Annotated in this window: 21 protein-coding genes; 9 read left to right on the top strand and 12 right to left on the bottom strand. The window is 67.7% G+C overall.

What is annotated here, in order from left to right; genetic code table 11:
- Positions 1–3 precede the first annotated feature (3 nt).
- The 3 genes from ACFOD4_RS20295 (at position 4) to ACFOD4_RS20305 (ending at position 3,483) form a co-directional block, all read left to right on the top strand.
- On the top strand, positions 4–726 hold the full coding sequence (locus tag ACFOD4_RS20295) for a ribonuclease activity regulator RraA (protein ID WP_379599430.1): 723 nt from the start codon (positions 4–6) through the stop codon (positions 724–726).
- A gap of 76 nt (positions 727–802) precedes the next feature.
- On the top strand, positions 803–1,768 hold the full coding sequence (locus ACFOD4_RS20300) for a Bug family tripartite tricarboxylate transporter substrate binding protein (RefSeq protein ID WP_379599432.1): 966 nt from the start codon (positions 803–805) through the stop codon (positions 1,766–1,768).
- Between the two features lie 77 nt (positions 1,769–1,845).
- Complete coding sequence (locus tag ACFOD4_RS20305) at positions 1,846–3,483, top strand: acetolactate synthase large subunit (RefSeq protein ID WP_379599434.1); 1,638 nt, start codon at positions 1,846–1,848, stop codon at positions 3,481–3,483.
- 5 nt (positions 3,484–3,488) lie between these two features.
- On the opposite strand, the gene ACFOD4_RS20310 is transcribed toward ACFOD4_RS20305, so the two are convergent.
- The 9 genes from ACFOD4_RS20310 to ACFOD4_RS20350 form a co-directional block, all read right to left on the bottom strand.
- Positions 3,489–4,622, bottom strand: a complete 1,134-nt coding sequence (locus ACFOD4_RS20310) for a mandelate racemase/muconate lactonizing enzyme family protein (protein ID WP_379599436.1) — start codon at positions 4,620–4,622, stop codon at positions 3,489–3,491.
- Positions 4,623–5,001: 379 nt separating this feature from the next.
- Positions 5,002–6,546, bottom strand: a complete 1,545-nt coding sequence (arfA, locus tag ACFOD4_RS20315) for an arabinosylfuranosidase ArfA (RefSeq protein ID WP_379599438.1) — start codon at positions 6,544–6,546, stop codon at positions 5,002–5,004.
- A 25-nt stretch (positions 6,547–6,571) separates the two neighbouring features.
- On the bottom strand, positions 6,572–7,402 hold the full coding sequence (locus tag ACFOD4_RS20320; protein ID WP_379599439.1) for an ABC transporter ATP-binding protein: 831 nt from the start codon (positions 7,400–7,402) through the stop codon (positions 6,572–6,574).
- Complete coding sequence (locus tag ACFOD4_RS20325; protein ID WP_379599440.1) at positions 7,399–8,439, bottom strand: ABC transporter ATP-binding protein; 1,041 nt, start codon at positions 8,437–8,439, stop codon at positions 7,399–7,401. The genes ACFOD4_RS20320 and ACFOD4_RS20325 overlap by 4 nt, the downstream gene beginning before the upstream one ends.
- Positions 8,439–9,302, bottom strand: coding sequence for an ABC transporter permease (locus ACFOD4_RS20330; RefSeq protein ID WP_379599442.1), 864 nt, complete (start codon positions 9,300–9,302; stop codon positions 8,439–8,441). Before ACFOD4_RS20330 ends, ACFOD4_RS20325 begins: the two co-directional genes overlap by 1 nt.
- 2 nt (positions 9,303–9,304) lie before the next feature.
- Positions 9,305–10,309 (bottom strand): ABC transporter permease, encoded by a 1,005-nt coding sequence (locus ACFOD4_RS20335; protein WP_379599444.1) that lies wholly within the window; start codon positions 10,307–10,309, stop codon positions 9,305–9,307.
- Between the two features lie 57 nt (positions 10,310–10,366).
- Positions 10,367–12,286 (bottom strand): ABC transporter substrate-binding protein, encoded by a 1,920-nt coding sequence (locus ACFOD4_RS20340; protein WP_379599446.1) that lies wholly within the window; start codon positions 12,284–12,286, stop codon positions 10,367–10,369.
- Between the two features lie 109 nt (positions 12,287–12,395).
- A complete protein-coding gene (locus tag ACFOD4_RS20345; RefSeq protein WP_379599448.1) occupies positions 12,396–13,337 on the bottom strand; it encodes an ArsR/SmtB family transcription factor in 942 nt (313 codons plus the stop codon).
- A 283-nt stretch (positions 13,338–13,620) separates the two neighbouring features.
- Positions 13,621–14,427 carry a helix-turn-helix domain-containing protein gene (locus ACFOD4_RS20350; protein ID WP_379599449.1) on the bottom strand — a complete coding sequence of 269 codons (807 nt, stop codon included), beginning with the start codon at positions 14,425–14,427 and terminating at the stop codon, positions 13,621–13,623.
- A 156-nt stretch (positions 14,428–14,583) separates the two neighbouring features.
- Between ACFOD4_RS20350 and ACFOD4_RS20355 the strand changes: the two genes are divergently transcribed.
- The gene (locus ACFOD4_RS20355) at positions 14,584–15,807 is read left to right on the top strand and encodes an MFS transporter (RefSeq protein WP_379599451.1); all 1,224 of its coding nucleotides are present in this window, start codon (positions 14,584–14,586) and stop codon (positions 15,805–15,807) included.
- Between the two features lie 213 nt (positions 15,808–16,020).
- Here the strand turns inward: ACFOD4_RS20355 and ACFOD4_RS20360 are convergent, their stop codons facing one another.
- Positions 16,021–17,802: a gamma-glutamyltransferase family protein gene (locus tag ACFOD4_RS20360; RefSeq protein WP_379599452.1), complete on the bottom strand. Its 1,782-nt coding sequence runs from the start codon at positions 17,800–17,802 to the stop codon at positions 16,021–16,023.
- 147 nt (positions 17,803–17,949) lie between these two features.
- Here ACFOD4_RS20360 and ACFOD4_RS20365 point away from each other — a divergent pair, with 147 nt between their 5' ends.
- The 4 genes from ACFOD4_RS20365 to ACFOD4_RS20380 are packed head-to-tail and all read left to right on the top strand — an operon-like array spanning position 17,950 to position 21,343.
- Positions 17,950–18,765 carry a FadR/GntR family transcriptional regulator gene (locus ACFOD4_RS20365; RefSeq protein WP_379599453.1) on the top strand — a complete coding sequence of 272 codons (816 nt, stop codon included), beginning with the start codon at positions 17,950–17,952 and terminating at the stop codon, positions 18,763–18,765.
- A complete protein-coding gene (locus ACFOD4_RS20370) occupies positions 18,762–19,757 on the top strand; it encodes a Bug family tripartite tricarboxylate transporter substrate binding protein (RefSeq protein WP_379599454.1) in 996 nt (331 codons plus the stop codon). Before ACFOD4_RS20365 ends, ACFOD4_RS20370 begins: the two co-directional genes overlap by 4 nt.
- A complete protein-coding gene (locus tag ACFOD4_RS20375) occupies positions 19,750–20,256 on the top strand; it encodes a GAF domain-containing protein (protein WP_379599455.1) in 507 nt (168 codons plus the stop codon). The genes ACFOD4_RS20370 and ACFOD4_RS20375 overlap by 8 nt, the downstream gene beginning before the upstream one ends.
- A 10-nt stretch (positions 20,257–20,266) precedes the next feature.
- Positions 20,267–21,343, top strand: a complete 1,077-nt coding sequence (locus tag ACFOD4_RS20380) for a spore photoproduct lyase family protein (protein WP_379599456.1) — start codon at positions 20,267–20,269, stop codon at positions 21,341–21,343.
- A gap of 16 nt (positions 21,344–21,359) precedes the next feature.
- On the opposite strand, the gene ACFOD4_RS20385 is transcribed toward ACFOD4_RS20380, so the two are convergent.
- Entirely contained in the window at positions 21,360–22,427 is a 1,068-nt protein-coding gene (locus ACFOD4_RS20385; RefSeq protein ID WP_379599457.1) for a P1 family peptidase, read from the bottom strand.
- 181 nt (positions 22,428–22,608) lie between these two features.
- Here ACFOD4_RS20385 and ACFOD4_RS20390 point away from each other — a divergent pair, with 181 nt between their 5' ends.
- Complete coding sequence (locus ACFOD4_RS20390; RefSeq protein WP_379599459.1) at positions 22,609–23,586, top strand: Bug family tripartite tricarboxylate transporter substrate binding protein; 978 nt, start codon at positions 22,609–22,611, stop codon at positions 23,584–23,586.
- Positions 23,587–23,611: 25 nt separating this feature from the next.
- Here ACFOD4_RS20390 and ACFOD4_RS20395 read toward each other — a convergent pair whose 3' ends face one another.
- Positions 23,612–25,234, bottom strand: coding sequence for an ABC-F family ATP-binding cassette domain-containing protein (locus tag ACFOD4_RS20395; protein ID WP_379599461.1), 1,623 nt, complete (start codon positions 25,232–25,234; stop codon positions 23,612–23,614).
- Between the last annotated feature and the right edge of the window lie 8 nt (positions 25,235–25,242).

Below are 25,242 nucleotides of genomic sequence, written 5' to 3' on the forward strand. Positions count from 1 at the left end.
CAGATGAGCCTGAAACCAGAAACCCGCGACAAGCTCAAGGGTGTCAGCACCGCCACCCTGGCCACCGCGCTCTACAAACGTGGCCTGCGCACCCAGATGATCCAGGGGGCGCAGCCCGTTGGGCAGCGCGCCCGCCCGGAGTCGATGGTGGGTGAGGCCTTCACGCTGCGCTACATGCCGGCGCGCGAGGACCTGAACCAGCTGACCGTATTTCGCGACCGTGCCCACCCGCAGCGCAAGGCGGTGGAGGACTGCCCGCCCGGCGCCGTGCTGGTGATGGACAGCCGCAAGGACGCCCGGGCGGCCTCTGCCGGCGGAATCCTGGTCACCCGGTTGCAACAGCGCGGCGTGGCTGGGGTGGTCACCGATGGCGGCTTCCGCGACAGCGCGGAAATCGGCCAGCTCGACATGCCCGCCTACCACACCCGTCCGTCGGCGCCGACCAACCTGACGCTGCACCAGGCGATCGATATCAACGTGCCCATTGGCTGCGGCGACGCCCCTGTCTTTCCCGGCGACGTCATTGTCGGTGATGCGGATGGCGTCATCGTCATTCCCGCCCATCTGGCCGACGAGATCGCCGCCGAAGCCGTCGAGATGACCGCCTTCGAGGATTTCGTCACCGAGGAGGTGCGCGGCGGCCGCTCGATCCTGGGCCTCTACCCGGCGACGGATGAGCAGACTCTGACCGACTTCGCCGAATGGCGTAAGCGCAGCGGGCGCTAAACCAAGGCTTGATCGCGCGGCGGCGTCCCCTCCCGGCGGACGCCGCCCGCCCGGAACGTACCCAGGGAACACAACAATGAACATCACCAAGACCGCGGCCGCGGCCTGCATGCTGGCGCTCGCCGCCACGCCCGTGCTGGCGCAAGGCAACTATCCCAACCAACCCATCCGGGTGATCGTGCCGTTCTCGGCCGGCACCTCCGACACCGTGGCACGGCTGGTCGGACAGGAAATGAGCAAGGCGATGGGCCAGCCCCTCGTCGTCGAGAACCGAGCCGGCGCCGGCGGCAACATCGGCAGCGAGGCCTGTGCACGCTCCCCGGCCGATGGCTACACCATCTGCCTCGGCACGATTTCCAGCCACGCCATCAACCCGGCGATCTATCCCAAGATCCCCTATGACAACGTCAAGGACTTCGCGCCGATCACCCAGCTCGCCTCGCAGCCCAACGCGCTGGTGGTCGCCAATGACTTCCCCGCCAAGGACGTGAAGGGATTGATCGAGACGCTGAAGGGCAAGCCCGGCCATTACAACTATGGCAGTTCCGGCGTCGGCACTTCGATCCATCTGGCCGGCTCGCTCTTTGCTCAGATGACCGGCACTCAGATGGAACACGTGCCCTATCGCGGCAGCGGTCAGGTCATGACCGCCATCCTGACTGGCGAGTTGCCGCTGGCCTTCGATAACTTTTCCTCCGCCTGGCCCTTTGCGCGCGACGAGAAGATGCGCATCCTCGGCGTGACCTCGCTGGAGCGCAACCCTGCGGCACCCAACATTCCCGCGGTCGCGGAAACCGTGCCGGGCTTCGAGAGCCTGTCCTGGCATGGCTTTTTTGCCCCGGCTGGCACGCCGCCCGCAATCGTGCAGCGGCTGAACAAGGAAGCCGTCGCGGCGCTGGCGCAGCCTTCCGTGGCGGCGCGCTTCAAGGAGCTCGGCATCACTCCGATCGGCAACTCCCCCGAGGATTTCGGCGGCTTCGTGGCCAGCGAGACCAAGCGCTGGGGCGAAGTCGCGCGCAAGGCCAAGATCCAGATCGAGTGACGCCCCGCGCCGCGCGCTTGGCCATGGCAGCAGATGCCGGTAGCATCCCCCGCACCGAAGCGGCGAGGAGGATTGCCATGGTCAAGGGCTCGGATCTGCTGGTCGCGGCGCTCGCCAATGAAGGGGTCGACCGCGTTTTCGGCGTGCCTGGCGAGGAGAACCTCGACGTGCTGGAGGCGCTTCGCACCTCTGGCATCGAGCTTGTGCTAACCCGGCACGAACAATCCGCGGCCTTCATGGCGGCGACGCATGGCCGCCTCACCGGTCGCGCGGGCGTCTGCCTCTCCACCCTCGGTCCTGGCGCGCTGAACCTCGCGACCGGTGCGGCCTACGCGCATCTCGGCGCCATGCCCATGGTGATGATCACCGGGCAGAAGGGCATCCTGTCGTCGCGGCAGGCGCGCTTTCAGGTTGTGGATGTGGTGGCGGCGATGAAGCCGCTGACCAAGATGTCGCGCCAGATCGTTTCGCCTCAGATGATCCCGACGCAGATGCGGGAAGCCTTCCGCATCGCCGTGGAGGAACGCCCGGGGCCGGTGCACCTGGAATTGCCCGAGGACATCGCGGCGGAGGAATGCGAGGCACTGCCGATGATTCCGCCGCACCCGGTGGAACTGCCGCTTGCCGGAGCGGAGGCGCTGGACCGCGCGGCCGCCATGATCATGGCCGCCGAGCGCCCGTTGCTGATGCTGGGCGCCGCCGCATCCCGCCCGCGCGCGGCACAGGATCTGGCGCAGTTCGTCTTGCGCACCGGCATTCCTTTCTTCACCACGCAGATGGGCAAGGGCACCGTGCCGGGCGGCACGGAGCTGTACATGGGGACGGCGGCCCTTTCCGAACGCGACTACGTGCACGAGGCGATCGAGCGCGCCGACCTCATCATCACCATCGGGCACGACACCATCGAGAAGCCGCCCTTCATCATGGGGCCGGGCGGGCCGCAGGTGATCCATGTCGGCTACCAGCCTGCGACGGTGGAGCAGGTCTACTTCCCGCAAACCGAGATCATCGGGGATATCGGCCCTTCCCTTCGGCTGCTGGCCGACCGTGTGGAAGGACGAGTTCCGCAAGCCGGCGCTCTGCTGCCGCTGCGCCGAGGCATCCTGGCCCGGATTGCCGACCGTGCGACGGAGGATCGCTTCACGCCGCAGCGCATCGTTCACGATGTGCGGGGCGTGATCCCGGCAGACGGCATCGTCGCGCTCGACAACGGCATGTACAAGATCTGGTTTGCGCGCAACTACCGCACCACCCAGGCCAACACGCTGCTGCTCGACAATGCGCTCGCCACCATGGGCGCGGGATTGCCATCGGCCATGATGGCGGCGATGCTGCATCCCGGCCGCCGCGTGATGGCGGTCTGCGGCGACGGCGGCTTCATGATGAACAGCCAGGAGATGGAAACGGCCGTCCGGCTGAAGCTGAACCTGGTCGTGCTGATCCTGGAGGATGGCGCCTACGGCATGATCCGCTGGAAGCAGGCGGTGGACGATTTTCCCGATTACGGCATGACGTTTGGCAATCCCGACTTCGTTCGCTATGCCGAAAGCTACGGCGCCAAAGGTTGGCGTGTCACGGCGATCGGCGATTTCGCACCAACGCTGGAGCATGCCTTCTCCACTGGTGGCGTGCACCTCGTCACCGTGCCGGTCGACTACACGGAAAATACGCGCGTGCTGGTTGAGGAACTGCGCGAAAGACTGCCTGTCACCTGAGGCTGCTATACGGCGCGAAAGCGTTGCAGGGCGGCGCGGTCAATCTCGATTCCCAATCCGGGTCCATCGGGGATTGGCACGATGCCACCGGAATGCTCGATGGGATGAGCCAGAATGGCCTGTCGGATCGGGTGTTCCGTACGGTCGAACTCAAACACCGGATGCAGGGGCGCCAGCGAATGCGGCGTGTGCGTCGGCAGCACCGCCATCAATTGCAGGGAGGCCGCCAGTCCGATGCCGGTTCCCCAGACATGCGGGTTGTATCGGACGCCATGGACCGCGGCCATGTCGGCGATCTTGCGACATTCCGACAATCCGCCGGCGGAACAGGTGTCAGGCTGGATAATGTCCATGGCGCCGCTGGCCAGCACTTCTCGGAAGCCGTAGCGCGTGAACTCGCATTCGCCACCCGCCACGGGGATGATCAGCGTCGACCGGACCGCCCGGTAGCCTGCCAGATCCTCGGGCGGTACGGGCTCCTCGAACCATGAAATGTCCAGCGGCTCGATCAGGCGGCCGAGCCTGATGGCGGCGACGCTGTCGTAGGCATGGTTCGCATCGACCATCAGCGCGACCTCGGGTCCGATCGCCTCCCGCACCGCGTGAACGACAGCCACATCCTCAGCCACCCCGAAGCCGACCTTCAACTTCACGGCATGGAAGCCCTCAGCGGCATAGGCAGCGGCTTCATGCGGCAGGTAGCGCAATGGATCGCCTTCCGCACGCCGGTACAGGCCGGTGGCATAGGCACGCACCTCCGTGCGAAGCGGGCCGCCCATGAGCCGGTGCGCCGGAACGCCGAAATGCTTTCCCTTGATGTCCCACAGCGCGATGTCAATGCCACTGAGCCCTTGGATCGCGAGCCCCTTCTGGCCATGGTCGCGGAGCCTTGCATAAACATCCTGCCAGATCGCCTCGCTCGACAGGGGGTCGGCACCGATCAGCCAGGGCGCAATGCCGCGCACCACCGCCTCCGTCATTCGCGCCGGCCCGTAGCACTCGCCCCACCCCGTGATGCCCGCGTCGGTCTCGACCTCCACGATCATGGCGGTACGGATGTCATACCAAGCACGGGAATAGGCAAAGGGCGCGGACAACCTTGCTTCCAGCACATGCGTGCGGATCGCGGTGATCTTCATGCTTCCTCCCTTGTGCGATGCTGCCGCGCCAAAATGGCTGCCTGAGAGCCAGCCGGCGTCTGCAGGTCCGAAGATCCGGCGAACCTGCAATGCTTTGATCCCAGGCCGGGACAGGACCGAAAGGCGTTGTGCCAAGTACACGCATGGATGTGCACCGACGCGCGTAGCGCCCTGTTGTTACGGCCTGGGTACCCTCTCCCACTCGGAGGGTGCTGACATCCCCTCGGCGAGCAGCGTGTCATTGGCGGAGATCAGCAGCCGAAGATCCAATCGCGGCGACGCGGCTGCCAATGCCTGCATGCTAACCAAGCCGCATCCTGCCGTATCACTTTTCAGGTTCGACAGATGGCACAGAGGCGACACGCTGCTGACATCAGCTTCAATCAAGCCGCAAGCGGATGACGTTCCAGGAGGCCGGAAGGAGCGTGGCACAGACCCGACCGGCAGAAATTTCTATCCCCTCCAGCGGTGTAGGCGCGATGCGGTCTGGTGAGCTGGCCGAGTTCACTGCCTCAAGATCAGCGTCCTGCAGCTGTTCCGCGCGCTCTAGCCCTGCGAGGCTGAGGCCTCGAAGATCGGCGCGCACCGAAAGACTTTGATCCAGGCTGCGGTTCAGCAGGAACAAGGTGAGGAAGCCCTCCTCCGCGTTATGAACAACGGCGCTTTTGAGAAACGGGACTTCTGGCATGGCAAAGTGGTGGTCCTGGGTGCCACGCGGATCGTAGTAGCTCGCCGAATAGGTGGGTGAGGTGACCTGCGCGCGCAGCACGCGCCCCCGGCCCAAATTGCTCATTTGCGCGAAGGGATGGAAGATGGTTTGCCGCCACGCACTGCCGCCGGTTTCAGTCATGATCGGTGCGATGGCATTGACAAGCTGCGCCAGGCACGCGGCCTTCACGCGGTCGGCATGGTTCAGCAGGGAGATGCAGGCGCCGCCGAATGCCAGCGCGTCCCCCATGGTGTACACCTCCTCCAGGATCTTCGGCGCCACCGGCCAGCCAGGCACCGTCCGCCCTTCCCGCTTGCCACGCGTCCGATACCAGACATTCCATTCGTCGAAGCTGAGCATCAGCCGCTTCGACGAACGCCGCTCGGCCGCAACCGCATCGGCGATGGAGACAACTTCCTCAATGAAGCTGTCCATCAGGTCCGCGCTCGCCAGGAAGCTCTGCATGTCCTCGGCGTAATTGTTCAGGTAGGTGTGCAGGGAGATGAATTCCACATGCTCGAAGCAGTGCTGCAGCACCTCTCGCTCCCAGGCCCCGAACGTCGGCATGTTGCGCGCCGCCGAACCGCAAGCCGCCAGTTCCAGCGACGGGTCCACCCACTTCATCATCTTGGCGGTCTCGGTCGCTACGCGACCGTATTCCTGCGCCGTCTTGTGCTCCATCTGCCAAGGGCCGTCGACCTCGTTACCCAGGCACCAGAACTTCACGGCATGCGGCTGCTCCCATCCATGTGCGCGGCGGAGATCCGACCACGCGGTGCCGCCCGGATGGTTGCAGTACTCGACGAGGTTGCGAGCCGCATCGGCGCCTCGGGTGCCGAGATTGACCGCCAGCATGGGCTCGATTCCGGTGGCACGGCACCAGTCGATGAACTCGTTGGTGCCGAACTCGTTGGTCTCGGTCGACATCCACGCAAGGTCCAGTCGCCGCGGACGCTGCTCAACGGGTCCGACACCGTCTTCCCAGTTATAGCCAGACACGAAGTTGCCGCCAGGATAGCGCATAATGGTCGGCGCGAGTTCCCTGACCAGCGCCATTACATCCTGGCGGAAGCCCTTGGCATCGGCAGTCGGATGGCCGGGTTCGAAGATCCCGCCATAAACGCAGCGGCCCAGATGCTCGACGAAGGCTCCGAACAGCCGGTCATGCGTGTCGCCGATCGCCGCATGGCGATCAATGGTCAGCTGTGCCTCCAAGACGTTGCTCCCTTCGTGGATTTTGTCAGCCATAGGCCGGCTGGTGGGTGTCGTCCCCGGCCGCCTCGACGGAGAGGACGGCTTCCTTCAGCTGGATTGAGTAAGGATGGCGCGGCGCGGACAGCACCGCACGCGCCTCCCCCTGTTCCACCACCTCGCCATGGCGCATGATCACGATGCGATCGCTGATCGTGTAGGCCGTGGCCAGATCGTGCGTGATGTAGATGATGGAGACCTTCAGTCGGTCCCGCAGTTCGCGAAACAGGTTGACGATGGTCATGCGCAGTGAAGCGTCGATCATCGAGACCGGCTCGTCCGCGACCAGCAGCGCCGGCCCCGGGATGAGGGCGCGAGCGATCGCCGCACGCTGCAGCTGGCCGCCTGACATTTCGTGCGGGAAGCGGCCCCTCACTTCAGCCAGCGACAGCCCGACCTGCTGCAGGGCAAGGTCCGCCGCCGTGGCGGCGGCAGCCGCGTCGTTGGCCCCGGCCAAGTGACGTGCCGTGGAAAACAGGTAGCGGTCCACCCGCACCAGCGGGTTGAAGGCTTCAAAGGGGTTCTGGAAAATCGGCTGCACCTGTTGCATGAAGTCGAGCCGTGCACGGCGCCCGCGCAACCGTGCCAGGTCCCGGCCGCGGAACAGCACCTGCCCGCTACTCGCGGCACTCATGCCCAGAACCATACGCGCCAAGCTGGACTTGCCGCTCCCAGACTCGCCGATGATGGCGAATACCTCCGGACGTCCGGCCTCCAGCGCAAAGGATACGTTCTTCACGGCAGGGTCACGGCGCCGTCCCAACAGCCGGGCGCCGTAAACCTTGCTGACTTCCCGAAGCTCCAGCAGTGGCACCGTCATGACGCTGCCGCCTGCGCCACGGCGTGGCATGCGACGCGATGCTCCGGCTGATGCGCCAGCAGGGCCGGCACCTCCTGTCGGCAGATCGGCATGGCCAGCGGGCAGCGGGGATGAAAGCGGCAGCCCGGCGGCGGATCCGCGAGACTTGGCGGACGCCCTTCCAGCCCGTGCCGGGGCGCGTCATCGCCGATGCGCGGCAGGCTCGCAATCAGGTGACGGGTGTAGGGGTGCAGCGGCGTCCGGAACAGCGCGCGCGTCGGCGCCTCCTCCACCAGCCGGCCGGCATACATGATGCCCAGCCGATCCGCGAGATTGGCGTGCACCGCCATATCGTGCGTGACAAACAAGACCGAGGAGCCGAGTTCCCGCTGCAAGTTTCGGATCATGTCGAGTACGCCCTTCTGTACCACGACATCCAGGGCTGTGGTGGGCTCGTCAGCGATCACGAAATCAGGCCGGCATACGGTGGCCAGGGCAATGGTCACGCGTTGCCGCATGCCGCCGGACAGTTCGTGCGGAAAGCGCTCCAGCACCTCGGGCGGGAGATGCAGGTGCGCGAGATGCTCGCGCACACGCCGCAGGAAGTCTGCCTTGCCGAGCCCCATGTGCCTGAACGCAAAGTCCATGAAGGCGTGCCGGATCTTGCGAACCGGGTTCAGCACATTCATGGAGCCTTGCATGATATAGGACAGGTTCCGCCAGCGAATGGCTGAGAGCTCTGTATCCGGCATGGCATAGAGGTCGCGCGGGCCGGTGCCGAAATCGAAGCGCACATGCCCGGCCACGACCTGCAAAGGGGGGCGGATGGCGCGTGCCACTGTCTTGATCAGCGTGCTCTTGCCCGAGGAACTCTCGCCTGCCAGCCCGTAGATCTCGTTGCGGCGGATTTCAAGGCTGATGTCGTCGACCGCGCGGATCTCGCGCACGGTGCCGTAGGCGTTCACTCTGTAATACGCCTTCAAGCCCTGCACGGAAAGCACGGGTCGTGACGCCACATCCGGTGCCGCAGGGGTGTTGGGGGGCAAAACCGCCAGCATCAGCCGCTGCCTCCCATTCGCGCCAGCCGGGAGCGGGGATCGATGTACTCGTTCATCGAGACGGCCAGCAGGAACAAGGCCACGAACACAGCAACCACCAGCGCGACCGGCGCCGCGATCCACCACCAGATCCCGGACACCAGCGCCGCGTGCTGATTCGCCCAGTAGATCATGCCGCCCACCGTGGGCGTGTTGACATCGGTGAAGCCGAGCACCGAGAGCGTCACCTCCAGCCCGATGCTCCAGTTCATGTTGTTCATGGTGGTGGTGAACACCACGGGCATCACATAGGGCAGGTGCTCGCGCGTGACGATGCGGGCCGGGCTCATGCCGCAGAAGGCCGCCTGCGCGGTGAATTCCCGCGTGCGCAGCGACATGGCGATGGATCGGATCAGCCGCGCATCATAGGCCCAGCCGAGGCAGGCGGCGACCAAGGCCAGCAGCGCCCAGCTCATCTGGTCGCGCATCACGAAGTAGAACAGCACCAGGATCGGGAACAGCGGCACCACGATGAAGCTGTCGTTGATCGACATCAGGATCCGGTCCACCAGGCCACCCGCATAGCCCGCGAACAGCCCGACGGCGAGCGAGATCACCCGGCTGATCACAGCCACGGTCAGGCCGAACAACAGCGTGTTGCGGATGGCGAAGGCGAGCTGCCAGAACACGTCCTGCCCGCGGGAGGTGGTGCCCAGAATAAACTGCGCCGAGGGCGGCATGTCCGGCGGAACCACATACACGTCGAGCGGTGGATAAGGCGACAGGAACGACATCGCCGCGACCAGGATGACGCCGAGCAGCAGCGCGCCGCCCAGGGCGAATTCCCAGTTATAGCGGAGCAGGTCGCGAAGGATGCGCATCATGCTCAGCGCGCCTGCACGCGGGGATCGAGCAGCGGGTAGAGCAGGTCCACCAGGAGCACGGCAAACGACACGGCCAGGATCGAGATGGTGGTGACGCCGATGACCAGGCTGTAGTCTCCCGCATGCACCGCGGCCACCAGCAGCGAGCCGAGCCCCGGATATCCGAAAACCTGCTCGGTGATGATGGCACCGTTGAAGATGGCGCCGAGCGACATGGCGAGGCCGGTAACCTGCGGCGCCAGCGCGTTGCGCATCACATAGGACGACAGGATGGTGCGGCGGCGCACCCCGCCCAGCTCCGCATACACGGCATAATCCTCGGTGACGACGTTGGAGACGAGCGAGCGCATGCCCATGAACCAGCCGCCAATGCCCACCAGCACCAGCGAAAGCCCCGGCAGAAGGGAGTGGCGCAGCACGCTGCCGATGAAATCCAGGTTGAAGCCGGGCTGCAGACCCTGCGCATACGCACCGGTGATCGGCAGGACCGGCCAGACGAAGCCGAACAGGATCAGCAGCACAAATGCAACGATGTAGTAGGGCACGGGGTGCACGGCCATGGCGGCGATGCCGGCCACCTTCAGCAGGCGGCTGTCGCGGTAGTAGCCGGCCAAGCCTCCCAGCAGGTTGCCGAGGCCCCAGGCCAGCAGGGTGGACACGGCCATCAGCCCCAGCGTCCAGGGCAGCGCGCGGCCGATCAGGGTGGATACCGGTGTCGGAAAGGCCGATAGCGAGGGCCCGAAATCGCCCACGAGGATGCGCCGCCAGAAGGCCAGCCATTGTTCCAGCGGATCGCCGCCAGTGCCGTACAGATCCTGCAGCGAGCGCCGCATCATCTCGATGGTCTCCGGGCTGGTGGTGCCGAAGGCCGTGGCCGCTGTGATGGTCTGCTCCACCGGATCGATGGGCGTGGCATGGGTGATCGCGTAGGTCACGTTGATGCCGATAAAGGCAACCAGCGCGAACTGCGCCAGCCGCTGGCACAGATGGATCAGATAGCCCTGCATGCGTGCCTTCCCGGCCAGGGGTGAGGGGCCGGCGGCAAAGGCCGGCTCCGCCGCTTGTCAGGCGCCACGCGGTTTCAGCCGCGGCAGCATGTAGCGGGAATTGCCCCAGTTCGGCACGGGATTGGCGAAGGGCGCCTCCGAATTCGGGTATCCCGTCCAGTAGGTGGTGTCCATCGAGGTGAAGACGTTGTAGGCCATGAGCGGAATGATGGGCATCTCGTGCACCATCAGCCTGGCGTAGTCGCGCCCGATCTCCACGACGGACGGATCGTCGAACGGGGTGCGGCGCATCCGCTCGATGATGGCGTCCATCTCCGGGCTCGACCAGCGTTGCCAGTTGCGCCAGGGCTGCGCCCGGCCCGGCGGCGCCACGTACTGCGAATGCCAGCTGTCGAGGAAGTAGGCGAGGTCCGGATGCCCGCCATAGGTCTCGACGCTCCAGGCGATCAGCGTTTCGAAGTCGCCGGCATTGCGCCGGTCCGCCATGGTGGTGCCTTGCGCGACATCGATGCGGCTGTCGATGCCAAACTGACGCCAGTTCTGCGCGATCATGGTGCCGGCGCGGGTCATGACGGGGCGCGTCTCGCCTTCCACCACCACCTTGATGCTGAAGGGTCGCCCATCCGGCATCAGCCAGTTGTTGCCGCGCTTGCGGAATCCTGCCGCCTCCAGCAGCTCCGTCGCCGCCTGTGGATTGGGCTTCCACCAGCCATGTCCGAGCGAGCGGGTGATCTCCGCCGGCTCGGTCGGCACGTTGGGGGTTGATGGACGCAGCATGTTGGCGATGGCCACGCCCACACCGGGGTCGTAGGGGCGGATCTTCTGCTTGCCCGTATCCAGCTCGAACGTCGCGAGCCAGTCCTGCAATGGCGCGTGGTAGTCGCGCGGATGCGTGCCGGTGGGCGGAAGGGCAATGGCGGAAATGGTTGCCGCGCCGCGGTAGCTCGCCATCGAGACGGCGCGGATGTCGATGAGAAGCGCCAGCGCCCAGCGTACGCGGCGATCGGTGAACATCGGGTTCTGCGTGTTGAAGATCAGCGATGGCAAGGTCGGGTCGGGGTGCGCGTAGGGGAAGCGCGGAAACCAGCCCTGGATCTGCTCCGATTGCCGCGCCAGGGTGAACATGCCCTCCGGTGAAACGTCGTGCACCACGTCCAGCTCGTGGTTGAGCTGCGCGATCACGCGCTTGTCCGGCGGTCCGCCATCCACATAGGACAGGTAGCGCGGACCAGGCTGCCCGAACCGCCCGAGGGTGGTTCGCTGCCAATCCTCGCGCCGCTGCCAGGTGAAGCGCCGGCCTTCCGGATCGTAGCTGTGCAGCGTGTAGGCGCCGAGCGAGACGGGCGGGTTGAAGTCGAAGCGGACAGGGTCGGCCACCTTCTCGAAAACATGCTTCGGCATGATCCAGATGGCGTTGAACCGCACCATGAAGTTCGCGTGGAACCGCGCATTGGGCCGCTTCAGCCGGAACACCACGGTCTGTGGATCTGGTGCCGTGACCTGCTCCACATTCAGGATCAGCTGCGCACTCCAACGCATCCCCGGATTGCGGATCTGCGTTTCCACCGTGTGCACCACATCGGCCGAGGTGAACTCGACGCCGTCGCTCCAGTGGATGCCGCGGCGCAGCTTCGCCGTCATCTCGGTGAAGTCGGCATTGTAGATGGGCGGCTCGGCGGCCAGCGAGTTGTCGAAGGCGCCATCCAGGCCGCTTTCCGGGTCGATGTACCACAGCGTGTCCATCGCCACCTGTTGCAGCCCGTTATACTGGCTGCCGGCGTTGATGGCCCAGATGTTGAACCACCCGGCGTTGCGGATGACGCCCTCGGGGTTCTCCAGGATCAGGGTTTCCCGGCGCGGCGGCGCCCCCGGTGGCGCCGCCCCGGATGGCGTCTGGCTTCCCGTGTTCTGGCTGTAGGCCGGCGCGGCGGCGAGCGCCATGGGCGCGGCCAGCAGGGTTCTGCGGCGAAGCGGCATGAAGCATTCCTCCCCGTACCGGCTGCGCCGGCTTGTTGTTGCCAGGGAGGCTAAAGGAGGTTTCGCGAGAGGGTCAATCTGTAAATGGGTATGAACCCGTTTTACCGGATTATTGGCTCAGCCTCAGACGCATCACAATGTCCTGGTCATGGTTGCCGAAGCCGCCGCCGAAGATGTTGACCCCGCCGGGATGCGCCGCCCCCTCCTCGATGCCGATGCGCAGGCGGATCGAATGGTGCTCGGGCAGCGCGAGATCGTCCAGCGTCACGTCCGACAGCCTGACACCGTCGAAGAAGGTTCCGCGCGGCGTGACGCGCCACGTGGTCAGGCGCCCGTACTGCGAGCCCTCGAGCTTCCACCAGCGCGGCGTCAGTGTCCCCCTCCTGTCTCCATAATCGGAAGGCGAGGTCCAGGTCCCGAGCTTCACGCCGTTCACCCAGAGGCTGATGTCCGAGGGCCAGTCCAGGCTCGTGCCCGGGACCTCGGAAGACAGTTCCATGCTGAACTCCAGCCCCTCCACCGAGGCGCCGACCAGCTTGGCGTTGTTGGGAAACTTGTACTCCACGAAGCCGCGCGAGAACCAGATCAGCGCCGCCTCAACGCGCGCGGGATCGAGAAAGAAGTCCGGCACGTCCAGCATGCCGATCACGCCGCGCCGGGAGCACAGGCCGCACGGCGCCGATACATTGCACGAGGTGTAGAGACCGAGCGGCATCGACACCTCCACCAGGTCGCTGCGCTGCGTCAGCGAAGGGCCGTCTAGGCGGATGACGATGTCGTCGAAGCGAACATGGCAGACCTTCTGCTGGCCTTTGCGGGCCTTGATCACCTCGGTCTCGATCAGCGCGCATTCCTCCAGCACCAGCACGTTCGCCGCCACGGTCGATTGCGGCAGGTTGAGCCGTGCGCCGATTTGGTTGACGTTCAGCGGTCCGTGCTGGCGCAGCAGGCCGAGAATGCCGATGCGCACGGCGGAGGCCAGGCCGCGCACCAGGTCGGCATGCACCTCGGGGATCACCGTCAGAAAGGCCCGACTGCGCGCATCGCTCATCGTCATTATCCGCGAACTGTAAAGCTCCACGATATCGGATTTTCGGATACGAATGAAAGCGGCGGATGCAGGCGATCCTGATCGGCACCATGCGGCAGCCGCCTGCATGGGACCGGCGGCTCCTGCCGCAGAGGTTCCGGCAAGGCCATGAGGCATGGCGAGGTCCCGCCGGCTCCGCCTTTCGCGGTATGGGAAAGAGCCCCTCTGGTGCGGCGTGGCCGATGGATTGCCGGCCTGGAGCCAGACTTCCGGCCTGGCACATGCACCTGCGGCGCTTCCCCTGTCAGCGATCCGCCGGCACGCCCCGGTGGGCGCCGCTGGCACGCTGGAAGCTCCGCGGGCTGCACCCCATGGCACTGCGAAACGCGTAGATAAAGGCGGAGCTGGAAGCATAGCCGAGCTGCATCGCCGTACGCGTCACGTCCAGCCCGCCGCCCAGCAGTTCAACCGCCTTGAACAGTCGCAGGCGCCGCCGCCACGAGCGCAGGCTCATGCCCAGCTCCGCCTCGAAGCGGCGGGACAGGGTGCGCCCCGACATGCCGAAGGCGCGGCCCCATTCCTCCGGTCCGCGTGGGTCGGCGGGATCGGCGTAAAGCGCCTCGCAGAGCGCGGCGAGGGGCGCATGGCGTGCCCAGGGCAGCGCGCCGGGCAGCGGCCTCGCGCGGCGGAGCTGGTCCAGGATCAAGGCCTGAACGCGACCCGTATAGCCATCCCGGTCCTTCTGTCCTTCCAGCTCCGCCGCCTCCACGATCAGCGCCTGCAGCAGGGGCGGCACGCTGAACACGGTGGGGCTGTCCGGAAGCCCCGCCTCTGCCGCCCGGGCAATCCAGAGGCTGCGGAATTCCGCGCCCAGAAGCGAGCCAACCCGGTGCAGCAGACCGGATGGCAGCCACACCGCCTGCTCGGGCGAGATCACGAAGGAGCGGCCTTCCACCACCACCGTCAGCGCGCCCGACACCGCATAAACCACCTGGTGCCAGCGATGCGTGTGGTCGGGAAAGAAGTGGCGCGGCGGGATCGACTGGGCCCGGATCGTCACCGGCGCAGGGGGTGCTGCATCGGCCGGCGCCGCGATGGCCTGCCAGATCATGGTCGTGCCCCCTGTTTGTCCGTTGTTCTACACGATTTGGCATCCCATCGAAAGTAAGCCACGGCACGATGCGATACCGTTGCGTTCAGGCCTGGAGGCGGACCTGTCGCCGCGCAACCCGCGAGGGCCTGCTCCGCCCACCGCCTGAGGAACGTCATGCCACACGCCACCACCGCAGACCGGGCAGAGCCGGCCGATCCCTACCGGCACGAAAAGGGTAATGTGTTGCGGCTGGCGGTAGCCCAGGCCTTCGCCGGCGCCAACGCGACCATTGTCTATGCGACCGGCGCCATTATCGGCAACACGCTGGCCCCCGACCGATCGCTGGCGACCCTGCCCATCTCCATCTTCGTGGTGGGAATGGCGGCCTGCACCCTGCCCGCCGGGGCCATCGCGCAGCGTCATGGCCGCCGCGCCGCCTTCCTGGCCGGCACGGGGTGCGGGATGCTCGCCGGCCTGCTGGCGGCGCTGGCAGTGGTGCTCGGCTCCTTCTGGCTCTTCTGCGCGGCGACCTTTTTCGGCGGGGCCTATGCGGCCGTCGTGCTGTCATTCCGCTTCGCCGCCGCCGATTGCGCGCCGCCCGAGCGCCGCCCGAGGGCACTATCGGCCGTGATGGCCGGCGGCGTATTCGCTGGCGTAATCGGGCCGCAGCTCGTCACCTTCACCATGGACATGTGGCTGCCGCATGTTTTCGCCGCCACCTTCGTGGCACAGGCCGCGGTGGCCGCCATCTCCGCCGTGATCCTGCTCGGCGTCCGCCTGCCCGTACCGCCGCGGGCGGAGACCGGGCGCGGCCGCCCGCTTGGCGTGATTGCCCGTCAACCGCGCTTCATCACCGCCGTGGTTTGCGGCGTCGTCTCCTATCTGCTGATGAACTTCCTGATGACAGCGGCGCCGCTGGCCATGCGCATGTGCGGCCTTTCGCAGGAAGCGGCCAATCTCGGCCTGCAATGGCATGTGATCGCCATGTACGGCCCCAGCTTCTTCACCGGCCGCCTGATCACCCGCTTCGGCGCGCCGCGGGTGGTGATGGCCGGCCTCGCCCTCACCGCCGCTTCCGCCGCCATCGGGCTGACAGGGGTGGCGGTCGCGCATTTCTGGGTCACGCTGATCCTGCTGGGCCTGGGCTGGAATTTTGGCTTTGTTGGCGCCTCGGCCATGGTGCTGGAATGCCATCGGCCGGAAGAACGTGCGCGGGTGCAATCCTTCAACGACTTCGCGGTGTTCGGCACCATGGCCCTGGGCTCGTTCCTGTCGGGCGGGCTGCTGACGGCCTATGGCTGGGACACCGTGCTCTGGATGTCCTTTATTCCCCTGATCGCGGCCGTTGCGGCCCTGACCGTTTCGGGCGCTCCGCGCCGGGCCGGCGGCGCGGCCTGACGCCGGGGTCTGAGCGGCACGGCAGGCCAGCGCCCTGCGGCCGAGCAAGCGCCCCGAGTTCGGAAGAGGCAGCAGCCGCAACAGGACGGCACGAGGCGCGGCCGCCGCCGCATCCATCCGCCGCATCTCCGGCACCACGCCGGGATCACGAAGCCCACCCCAACCGGCCTTGCCGCAAGGCTGCCGCAGCCGGGGGGCGGGCGCGGCGCCGGTTCAGCGGCCGATGGCGTAGGCCTGCATCAGGCGGGGCGTCGCAGCGGCGATCAGGAAGCCGTCCTCCCGCCCCACGGCGCAAACCCTTCCGAGCGACCAGGGCGCCTCCACCGTCACCCGGTGGCCGCGCCGCTCCAGCGCGGCAATGGCCTCGGCGCCGAAGCGATCCTCCACCAGCAGTCGCCCGGGCTCGAAGCTGCGGGGATAGAAGGATTGCGGGAAGTGCTTGCTGGTGAACAGCGGCAGATCGATGGCCGCCTGCAGATCCAGCCCGTGGTGCAGGCGCCGCAGCAGCACCGCAAGCGTCCACTGGTCCTGCTGGTCGCCGCCGGGAGTGCCCATGGCCAGGTAGCCCTCGCCGTCGCGCGTCACCAGGGTCGGGGTCAGGGTGGTGCGGGGCCGCGTGCCCGGACGCAGGTCGCTGGGCAGGCCGGCATCCAGCCATCCCATCTGGCCGCGTGTGGAGATGGCGAAGCCGAGGCCCGGCACGGCGGGCGAGGATTGCAGCCATCCGCCCGAGGGTGTTGCGGAGATCATGTTGCCCCAGCGGTCCACCACGTCGAGATGCACCGTGTCCCCCCATTCCACCGGCAGCGGCGCGAAGGTGGGCTCGCCGGCGCCGAGGCCCACCGGCGTCTCGGCGCCCGCCATGGCCAGGACACGCCGCATGGCATCGGCGGCGCCGGGCAGGTCGCCGGGCGTCAGGTCGAGCGCGGCGCCCTCTCCCACCAGCGCGCGGCGGCGGCTGGCATAGTCGCGAGACAGCAGCGTTTCGAGGGGAATGTCCGAGGCGTCCGGATCGCCGTAGAACACCTCGCGGTCGGCGTAGGAAAGCTTCATGCATTCCACCACCGTGTGCACGAAGCGCTCCCCTGCCGGGTCCATGCCGGCGATGTCGAAGCCCTCCAGCAGCCCCAGGGTTTGCAGCAGCGCCGGGCCCTGGCCCCAGGGGCCGGTCTTGTGCACCGTGACGCCCGCGTAGTCGCGCGACACGGTGCGCTCCGCCCGCGCCCGGTAGCGCGCGAAATCATCGGCCCGCAGCAGCCCGCCATGACGTCGGCCGCTGGAATCCATCAGCTCGGCCGTGCTGTAGAAGCGGTCCACTGCCTCGGCCACGAAGCCGCGGTAGAAGGCATCGCGCGCCGCCTCGATCTGCCGCTCGCGGTCGGCGCCGGCGCTTTCCGCCTCGGCCAGGATGCGGCGATAGGTCGTGGCGATGCCAGGGGTGCGGAACCGGGCGCGCGGACGCGGTACCTCGCCGCCCGGCATCCACACCTCCGCCGAGGAGGGCCACTCCGCCGGAAAGAACTCGCGCGCCGGCAGGATGGAGGCCGCAACGCGCGGCAGCACCGGGAATCCGTCCTCGGCATAGCCGATCGCCGCTTCCAGCACGGCGCGGGGGCTCCAGCTGCCGTGGTCGCGCAGCAACAGCATCCAGGCATCGAAGGCACCCGGCACAACCGAGGGCAGCAGCCCCGTGCCCGGCACCTGCCGCAGGCCGAGCGCCGCGAAGCGCGCCGCCGTGGCCGCCAGGGGAAACGGGCCCTGCCCGCAAATCACCTCGGGTTCCGCCGCGTCGTGGCGCTTCAGGATGATGGGCACCTCGCCGCCCGGGCCGTTCAGGTGCGGCTCCACGATCTGCAGCACGAAGCCGGCGGCGGCAGCAGCGTCGAAGGCGTTGCCGCCGCGCTCCAGCACCGACATGCCCACCGCACTGGCCAGCCAGTGCGTGGTGGCCACCGCGCCGAAGGTGCCGCGGATCTCGGGGCGTGTGGTGAACATGCGAGGTTCCTTCTTCTGGAACCAATCTACATTGGTTCCGTTTGCAATGCGCCAAACGGCGCAATGCTCCGCTTCTAGGCTTCCCGGTGCGGGCAGAAAAGCGCTAATGCCTTGCGTCGAGTGCCGGCCTCATCTAGCAAAGGTCCCATGTCCGCCCGTCTCGCGGCCGACCGGCTCGAAGCCCACCTGCAACAGGCTGGGCTGCTACCCGGCGACCGGCTGCTGCCCGAACGCCAGTTGACCGCACTCCTTGGCGTCAGTCGCCGCGCCCTGCGCGAGGCACTGGGCGAAATGGAACTGCGCGGCCGCCTCTGGCGAGGCGTCGGCCAGGGCACCTTCATTGGTCCCAGGCCCGCCGCCCATTCCGCCCGGCCGGAACTCCGCGCCCGCACCGTCAATCCCCGCGGCAGCCACCCGCTCGCAGTGATGGAGGCGCGCCTCACCCTGGAGCCGGCGCTGGCCGCGCTGGCCGCCATCAAGGGCACGGCTGCCGACATGGACGCCATCGCCCGCGCGGCCCGCCGCGGCGCCGAAACGCGGGACCCGCGCAGCTGGGGTGCCTGGGACGGCGCCTTTCACCGCGGCATCGCGCGTGCCTGTCACAACCCGCTGTTGCTTGCCGCCTTCGAGGAGGTCGAGGCCGGCCGGTCGCTCACCGACTGGGGCAGGCTGCGCCATGCCATCACCACGGCGCCGCTGCGCCAGGCCTCGGCACTGCAGCACCAGGCTGTTGCCGCCGCCATCGCCGCGCGCGACGCCACGGCCGCGCAGCGCGCCATGCGGGTTCATCTCCGCTCGGTCTCCCTTGCCATCCAGAGCGAGGGCGCCGGATGGGACGACACCCCGGAACCGCGGAGCCAACCTGCGGACCGGAACGCCGACACGGGCGCATCACCGACGGGCGCCGTTCCGGGGGACACGGCCTCCGGGCCGGCCCCGCCTCGCAGGACCACAGCATCATGACCCGATTCCACCCGTCGCGCCGCGCCGCCCTGTCCCTCATGGCCGCGCCGGCCATTCTCGCCCTGACCCGCGCGGCCCGGGCACAGGGGAGCTATCCCAGCCGGCCCGTCAACGTGATCGTGCCCTGGGCCCCAGGCGGTTCCACCGACATCCTGGCGCGCGTGCTGGCGGAGCCGCTGCGCCTGGCTTTCGGTCAGCCCTTTGTGGTGGAAAACCGTTCCGGCGCGTCGGGCAACATCGGCTCGGCCCATGTGGCGCGCTCGGCGCCGGACGGGCAGACGCTGCTGGTCGGCTCCATGAGCACGCATGCGATGAACGATGCGCTGTTCAACAACATGCCCTTCAACGGCGCCGAGGATTTCACCCCCGTCGCACTGCTCGCCTATGTCCTGAACACCATGGTGGTGCATCCCTCGGTGCCGGCGAACACCGTCCCGGAATTCATCGCCTACGCCAAGGCGAACCCGGGCAAGCTGGCCTATGCTTCGGCCGGGTCGGGCTCCACCAACCATCTCTCGGCGGCGATGTTCGCACAGATGGCGGGGCTCGACATGGTGCACGTGCCTTACCGCGGCGGTGCTCCGGCGACGATGGACACGGTTGCCGGCCAGTGTCAGCTCTTCTTCTCTGCGGGAACCCAGACGCTGGAGCATGTGCGCAATGGTCGTCTGAAGCTGCTGGCGGTGACGGAGGAGAAGCGTTCCGCCTTGCTGCCCGAGGTGCCGACGGTGGGCGAAACCCTGCCCGGCTACGAGATGGCGGTGTGGTACGGCGCGCTGGGCCCGAAAGGCATGCCCGCCGCGCTGACCGACCGGCTCAACGCCGAGATGAACAAGGCGCTGATGCTGCCCGACGTGAAGGGGAAGATGGCCTCCATCGGCGTCGAGGTGGTGAACGAGACCCCGGCGGCCTTTGCGGAGCGGCTGCGGCTCGACACCGCGAAATGGCACAAGGTCATCCGCGACCTCGGCATCGACCGTACCGATGCCTGACATGATGCCCGAACTGACCGACGCCTTCGAGGCAGCGGCCCGCGAAAATGCGCCGCTGCCGCGCATCCGTGCCGCCGACCGCTTGGCGCAGGCGCTGACGGGGCCCTTGCTCTGCACCGCCATGGTGTTCAACCGGCAGGCCATGACGGTGCAGCGCATCTTCAGCTCCCACCCCGCCGACTATCCGGTGGGCGGGCGCAAGCCCAAGCGCGACAGCGAATGGGGCCGCCAGGTGCTGTTGGAAGGCCGCCGGTTCGAGGGTGAGGGCGAGGCCGCCATCCGCGCGCATTTCGCCGATCATGCGGTGATCCTGGGCCTCGGGCTGCGCAGCGTCGTCAACCTGCCGATCCTGAGCGGCGGCGCCTGCCTCGGCACGCTCAACCTGCTCTGGCCGGCACCGGAGCTCGATCCCGCGCATTTGGCGACGGCGCGTCTGCTGGCGCTGCTGGCGATGCCGGACTGGGTTGACGGTCAGGAGACACCCCGCCCACCCCTGTGAAGCAGGGGCGATGTCCCCACATGCGCTACCGATGGCCACCCTGCCGCTCGACATCACGCGCATCTACCTGGAACCGGCCGTGGAGGAATACGCCCGCGGCCGGGACATCCTCGCCCGCTTTCCCGGTGCGGAGCGCATCCCCGTGGCCTCCCACTGGCGCATCCCCGAGCTCCGCGACGCCGACCCGGGCGACTACCTGTCCGCCAAGAAGCAGGCGCTGGTGCTGGGCGTGAAGAAGGGACTGGCGTTCCGCCCCAACGGGCGCAGCGCGGATTTTATCGCTCCTTCCTCCTCCAATGGCTGTGCCATGGCCTGCGCCTATTGTTACGTGGCCCGGCGCAAGGGGCACGCGAACCCGGTCAGCGTCTTCGTCAACATCGAGGCCCTCCTAGCGGCAACCGCGCGGCATGCGGAGCGCCAGGGCATCAAGGCGACGCCCAACCAGGTGGACCCCGAGGACTGGGTCTATGACCTGGGCGAGAATGGCGACCTCTCGGTGGACGCCGCCATCTCCGACAATGTGCGCGACCTGGTCGCCCTGTTCCGCACCCTGCCCAACGCCAAGGGCAGCTTCGCGACCAAGTGGGTGAACCCGGACCTTCTGGGCTACGAGCCCCGGGGCCGGACGCGCATCCGCATCTCCCTGATGCCGGCCGGGCTGGCCCGGCTGCTGGATGTCCGCACATCCCCGGTGGCCGAACGGATCGCCGCCATCCCAGAGCTGCACCGGGCGGGCTACGAGGTGCACCTGAACTTCTCGCCGGTGGTGCTGCGGGAAGGGTGGGAAGCGGAATGGGGCGCGCTGTTCGCCGAGCTCGACGATGTGCTGCCCGCCGCCGTGAAGGACCAGCTCGCCGCCGAGATCATCATGCTCACCCACAACAGCGCCTTGCACGAGGTGAACCTCGCCTGGCATCCGAAGGCGGAGGAACTGCTGTGGCGCCCGGACATCCAGGAGGAAAAGCGGTCGGAGAGCGGCGGCGTGAACCTGCGCTACCGCACCGGCTGGAAAGGGCGCTGGCTGCGGCGGTTCCAGGACCTGCTGGCCGACCGCATGCCCTATTGCCGGGTGCGCTACGCCTTCTGACGCGGCGCCGCTGGTTTCAGCCGCGGGCCAGAACCTCCCGCAGGCTCAGGCGGCGATGGCCGCGAAAGCCAGTGGTGCTGTCCGCGGCAAGCATGGCGTCCATCACCGCTTCCGCCGTGGCCTCGGCCGTGGCGCGGAACAGCAGGTCCATGAGGCCTTCCGCCAGCACATGCCGCGGCAGGAGGGGGGCGGCGGGTTCGTGCGGCAGGTGTTCGGCGGTGGAAAAGGCCACGCCGATATCGCCGCTGCCATGCCCCCAGAAGGAGCCGGTCCACGCGATGCCGGTGCCGGCCCGCGCCGCGACACGGCGCAGCTGCCGGTGCTCCAGCGGAACGTCGGTGGCCAGCACCACGATCACCGATCCCCGCTCCGCCGCCACGGCATTGGGCACCTCCACCCGGCGCCCGTCCGGCAGGCGCAGGTCGCCCGGCGTGCCGAAATTCGCCAGCACCAGCGCACCCAGGCAGAAGGCCATGTCGCCGATGGCAAGCCGCCGGGACGCGGTGCCGATGCCGCCCTTCAGGCCGAAGCAGCTCATGCCGGTGCCAGCGCCCACCGCGCCCGAGGCCATGCCGTTCTCCGTGGCGCAGGCCAGGGCGGCGGCGGCGTCGTCCGGAGTCACCGCCATGGCCTGGATGTCGTTCAGGTAGCCGTCATTGCATTCCAGCACCACGGGGTTGGCGGTGGACAGTTCGCGGCCGATGCGCGGCTCCTCGCGGATGGCGTGGCGAATGAGCGCCTCGGTGCAAGCGGCGACACCGAAGGTGTTGGTCAGCAGCAAGGGAGTTTCCAGCTGCCCCAGCTCCTCCACCTGCATCAGCCCGACGCTCTTGCCGAAGCCGTTGAGCACCTGGGTGGCGGCGGCGACCTTCCGGTGAAACATTCCCTCGCCATGCGGCAGGATGGCGGTGACGCCGGTGCGCACCGCCTCGCCCCGCCACAGCGTGCGGTGCCCGACGCGCACCCCCGGCACATCGGTGATGGCGTTGTCGCGCCCCGGCGGCAGCACGCCCCAGCCAAGGCCAAGGGACCGGGCGCGCGGAAGGCCTTCGGGGGGATGCGGGGGCGGGGTGGTGGGGGACAAGCGCTTCACCTGCTCTGACCGCAGCGTTGTTCCAGAACGCGGCGCCGCTGGCCACCCCGCATTCCGGCAGCCACGCATCGTTGCCGCTCCGCAAAAAACGGCTTGTCGCCCGCCTTGGCCAGACCTTAGGTGTTGCCCCGTCGTGCCGCCGGGGTCCGGGGCCGATGGGAGAAAACGAACCATGATCCACCGCCGCGTTCTCGGCACCGCCGCGCTCGGCCTGTTGTCCGCACCTCTGGCGCTGCGGGCCCAGGGCTCGTCTGCGGCCTTTCCCGCCAGCAACGTCACCCTGGTCGTGCCCTGGGCCGCCGGCGGCTCCACCGACGCGGTGGCCCGCATCCTCGCCGATCGCCTGAGCCGCGACACGGGGCGCGGCTTCGTGGTGGACAACCGCGCCGGCGCCAATGGCACCATCGGCTTCTCCTCCGTGGCGCGGGCGCGGCCCGACGGCTACACCGTGCTCGTCGGCACGGTATCCACCTACGCCATGGCGCCGCACCTGCTGCCCCTGCCCTATGACAGCGAGCGCGCCTTCACCGGCGTCGGGCTGATCGCTTCCCAGCCGATGATCCTGTGCGTGCCGAAGAACTCGCCACATCGCAGCCTCGCCGAATGGGTCGCCGCAGCGCGGCAGCCGGACAACCGCATGGTTTATGCCAACTCCGGCACCGGTTCCTCCACCCACCTGGCGACCGAACTGTTTCTCAGCGCCGCCGGCATCACCATGACGGATGTGGGCTACCGTGCCGGCGCGCCCGCCGTGCAGGGAACCCTGGCCAACGAGGTGCAGATGATCATCCAGGCGGCTTCGGGGGTGCTGCCGCTGATCCAGTCCGGCGAACTCCGCGCCCTGGCCATCAGCAGCGCCGATCGCTCCCCCGTCGCACCGGGCATCCCGACCTTCCGCGAGCAGGGCTTCGATGTCGTGGTGGCCGAGCATATTGCCGTGCTGGTGCCGGCCGGCACACCGGAGCCGGTGGTGCGCCGCCTGAACGAGTTGTTTGTGGCCGCCGCCACGGCTTCCGACACGCGCGAGCGCCTGGGCGCCCTGGCCACCGTGCCGGAAACCATGCGCCCCGAGGAATGGAGCGGCTACAACGCCGCCGAGAACGCGAAATGGCGGGAAGTGATCCGCGCCCGCAACATCCGGCTGCAGTGAGCCCAGGGGTCCGGTGCCGCGCGGCTCAGCCGCGCAGCCCCGGCGCCTCCTGGCCGGTGCGTGCCACATACTCGGTGTAGCCGCCATCATAGCGGTGGATGCCGTCCGGCGTCAGTTCCAGCACGCGGTTGGACAAGGCGGCCAGGAAGTGCCGGTCGTGCGACACGAAGAGCATGGTGCCCTCGTACTGCGCCAGCGCCGCGATCAGCATTTCCTTTGTTGCCATGTCCAGGTGGTTGGTGGGTTCGTCCAGCACCAGGAAGTTCGGCGGGTCGTAGAGCATCTGCGCCATCACCAGCCGCGCCTTCTCGCCGCCCGACAGGACGCGGCACTTCTTCTCCACCTCGTCGCCGGAAAAGCCGAAGCAACCCGCGAGCGACCGCAACGAGCCCTGCGATGCCAGCGGAAAGGCGTCCTCCAGCGACTGGAACACGGTGCGATCGCCATCCAGCAGTTCCATGGCGTGCTGGGCGAAGTAGCCCATCTTCACGCTGCCGCCGAGCGACACCGAGCCCTGGTCCGGCTCCGTCGTTCCCGTGACCAGCTTCAGCAGGGTGGATTTACCGGCGCCGTTGGTGCCCAGCACGCAGCAGCGCTCGCGGCGGCGCAAAAGGAAATCGAGCCCCTCATAGATCACCTTGCTGCCATAGCGCTTGTGCACGCCTTTCAGGTTGGCGACGTCATCGCCCGAGCGCGGCGCCTGGCCGAACTCGAACATCACGGTCTGGCGGCGCTTGGGCGGCTCGACCCGCTCGATCTTGTCCAGCTTCTTGACCCGGCTCTGCACCTGCGCGGCGTGCGAGGCGCGGGCCTTGAAACGCTCGATGAACTTGATCTCCTTGGCCAGCATCGCCTGCTGCCGCTCGAACTGCGCCTGCTGCTGCCGCTCGTTCATGGCGCGCTGCGCCTCATAGAACTCGTAGTCGCCGGAATAGGAGTTCAGCGACCCGCCATCGATCTCCACCACCTTGTTGATGATGCGGTTCATGAAGGCGCGGTCGTGCGAGGTCATCAGCAGTGCGCCGTCATACCCCTTCAGGAAACCCTCCAGCCAGATCAGGCTTTCCAGGTCCAGGTGGTTGCTCGGCTCGTCCAGCAGCATGACATCGGGGCGCATCAGCAGGATCCGGGCCAGCGCCACGCGCATCTTCCAGCCGCCCGACAGCCGGCCGACATCGCCGCCCATCATCTCCTGGCTGAAGCCAAGCCCCGCCAGCACCTCCTGCGCGCGGCCCTCCAGCGCGTAGCCGCCGAGATCCTCGAAGCGGCCCTGAACCTCGCCGAAGCGCTCGATAATGCCGTCAAGGTCGTCGGCCTGCGCCGGATCGGCCATGGCGGCTTCCAGCGCCGCCAGCTCCGCCGCCACCACGCTGACGTCGCCGGCGCCGTCCATCACCTCCGCCACGGCGGTGCGGCCGGACATTTCTCCGACATCCTGGTTGAAGAAGCCGATGGTGACGCCGCGATCCACCAGCACCTGTCCTTCATCGGGCTGTTCCCGGCCGGTGATCATGCGGAACAGGGTGCTCTTGCCCGCGCCGTTCGGGCCGACCAGCCCCGCCTTTTCGCCGCGCTGCAATGCGGCCGAAGCCTCGATGAACAGAAGCTGGTGGCCATTCTGCTTGCCGATGGAGTCGAGGCGGATCATGGGAACTC

Origin of the sequence: Teichococcus globiformis (assembly GCF_042646265.1) — a bacterium.
GTDB lineage: Bacteria > Pseudomonadota > Alphaproteobacteria > Acetobacterales > Acetobacteraceae > Pseudoroseomonas > Pseudoroseomonas globiformis.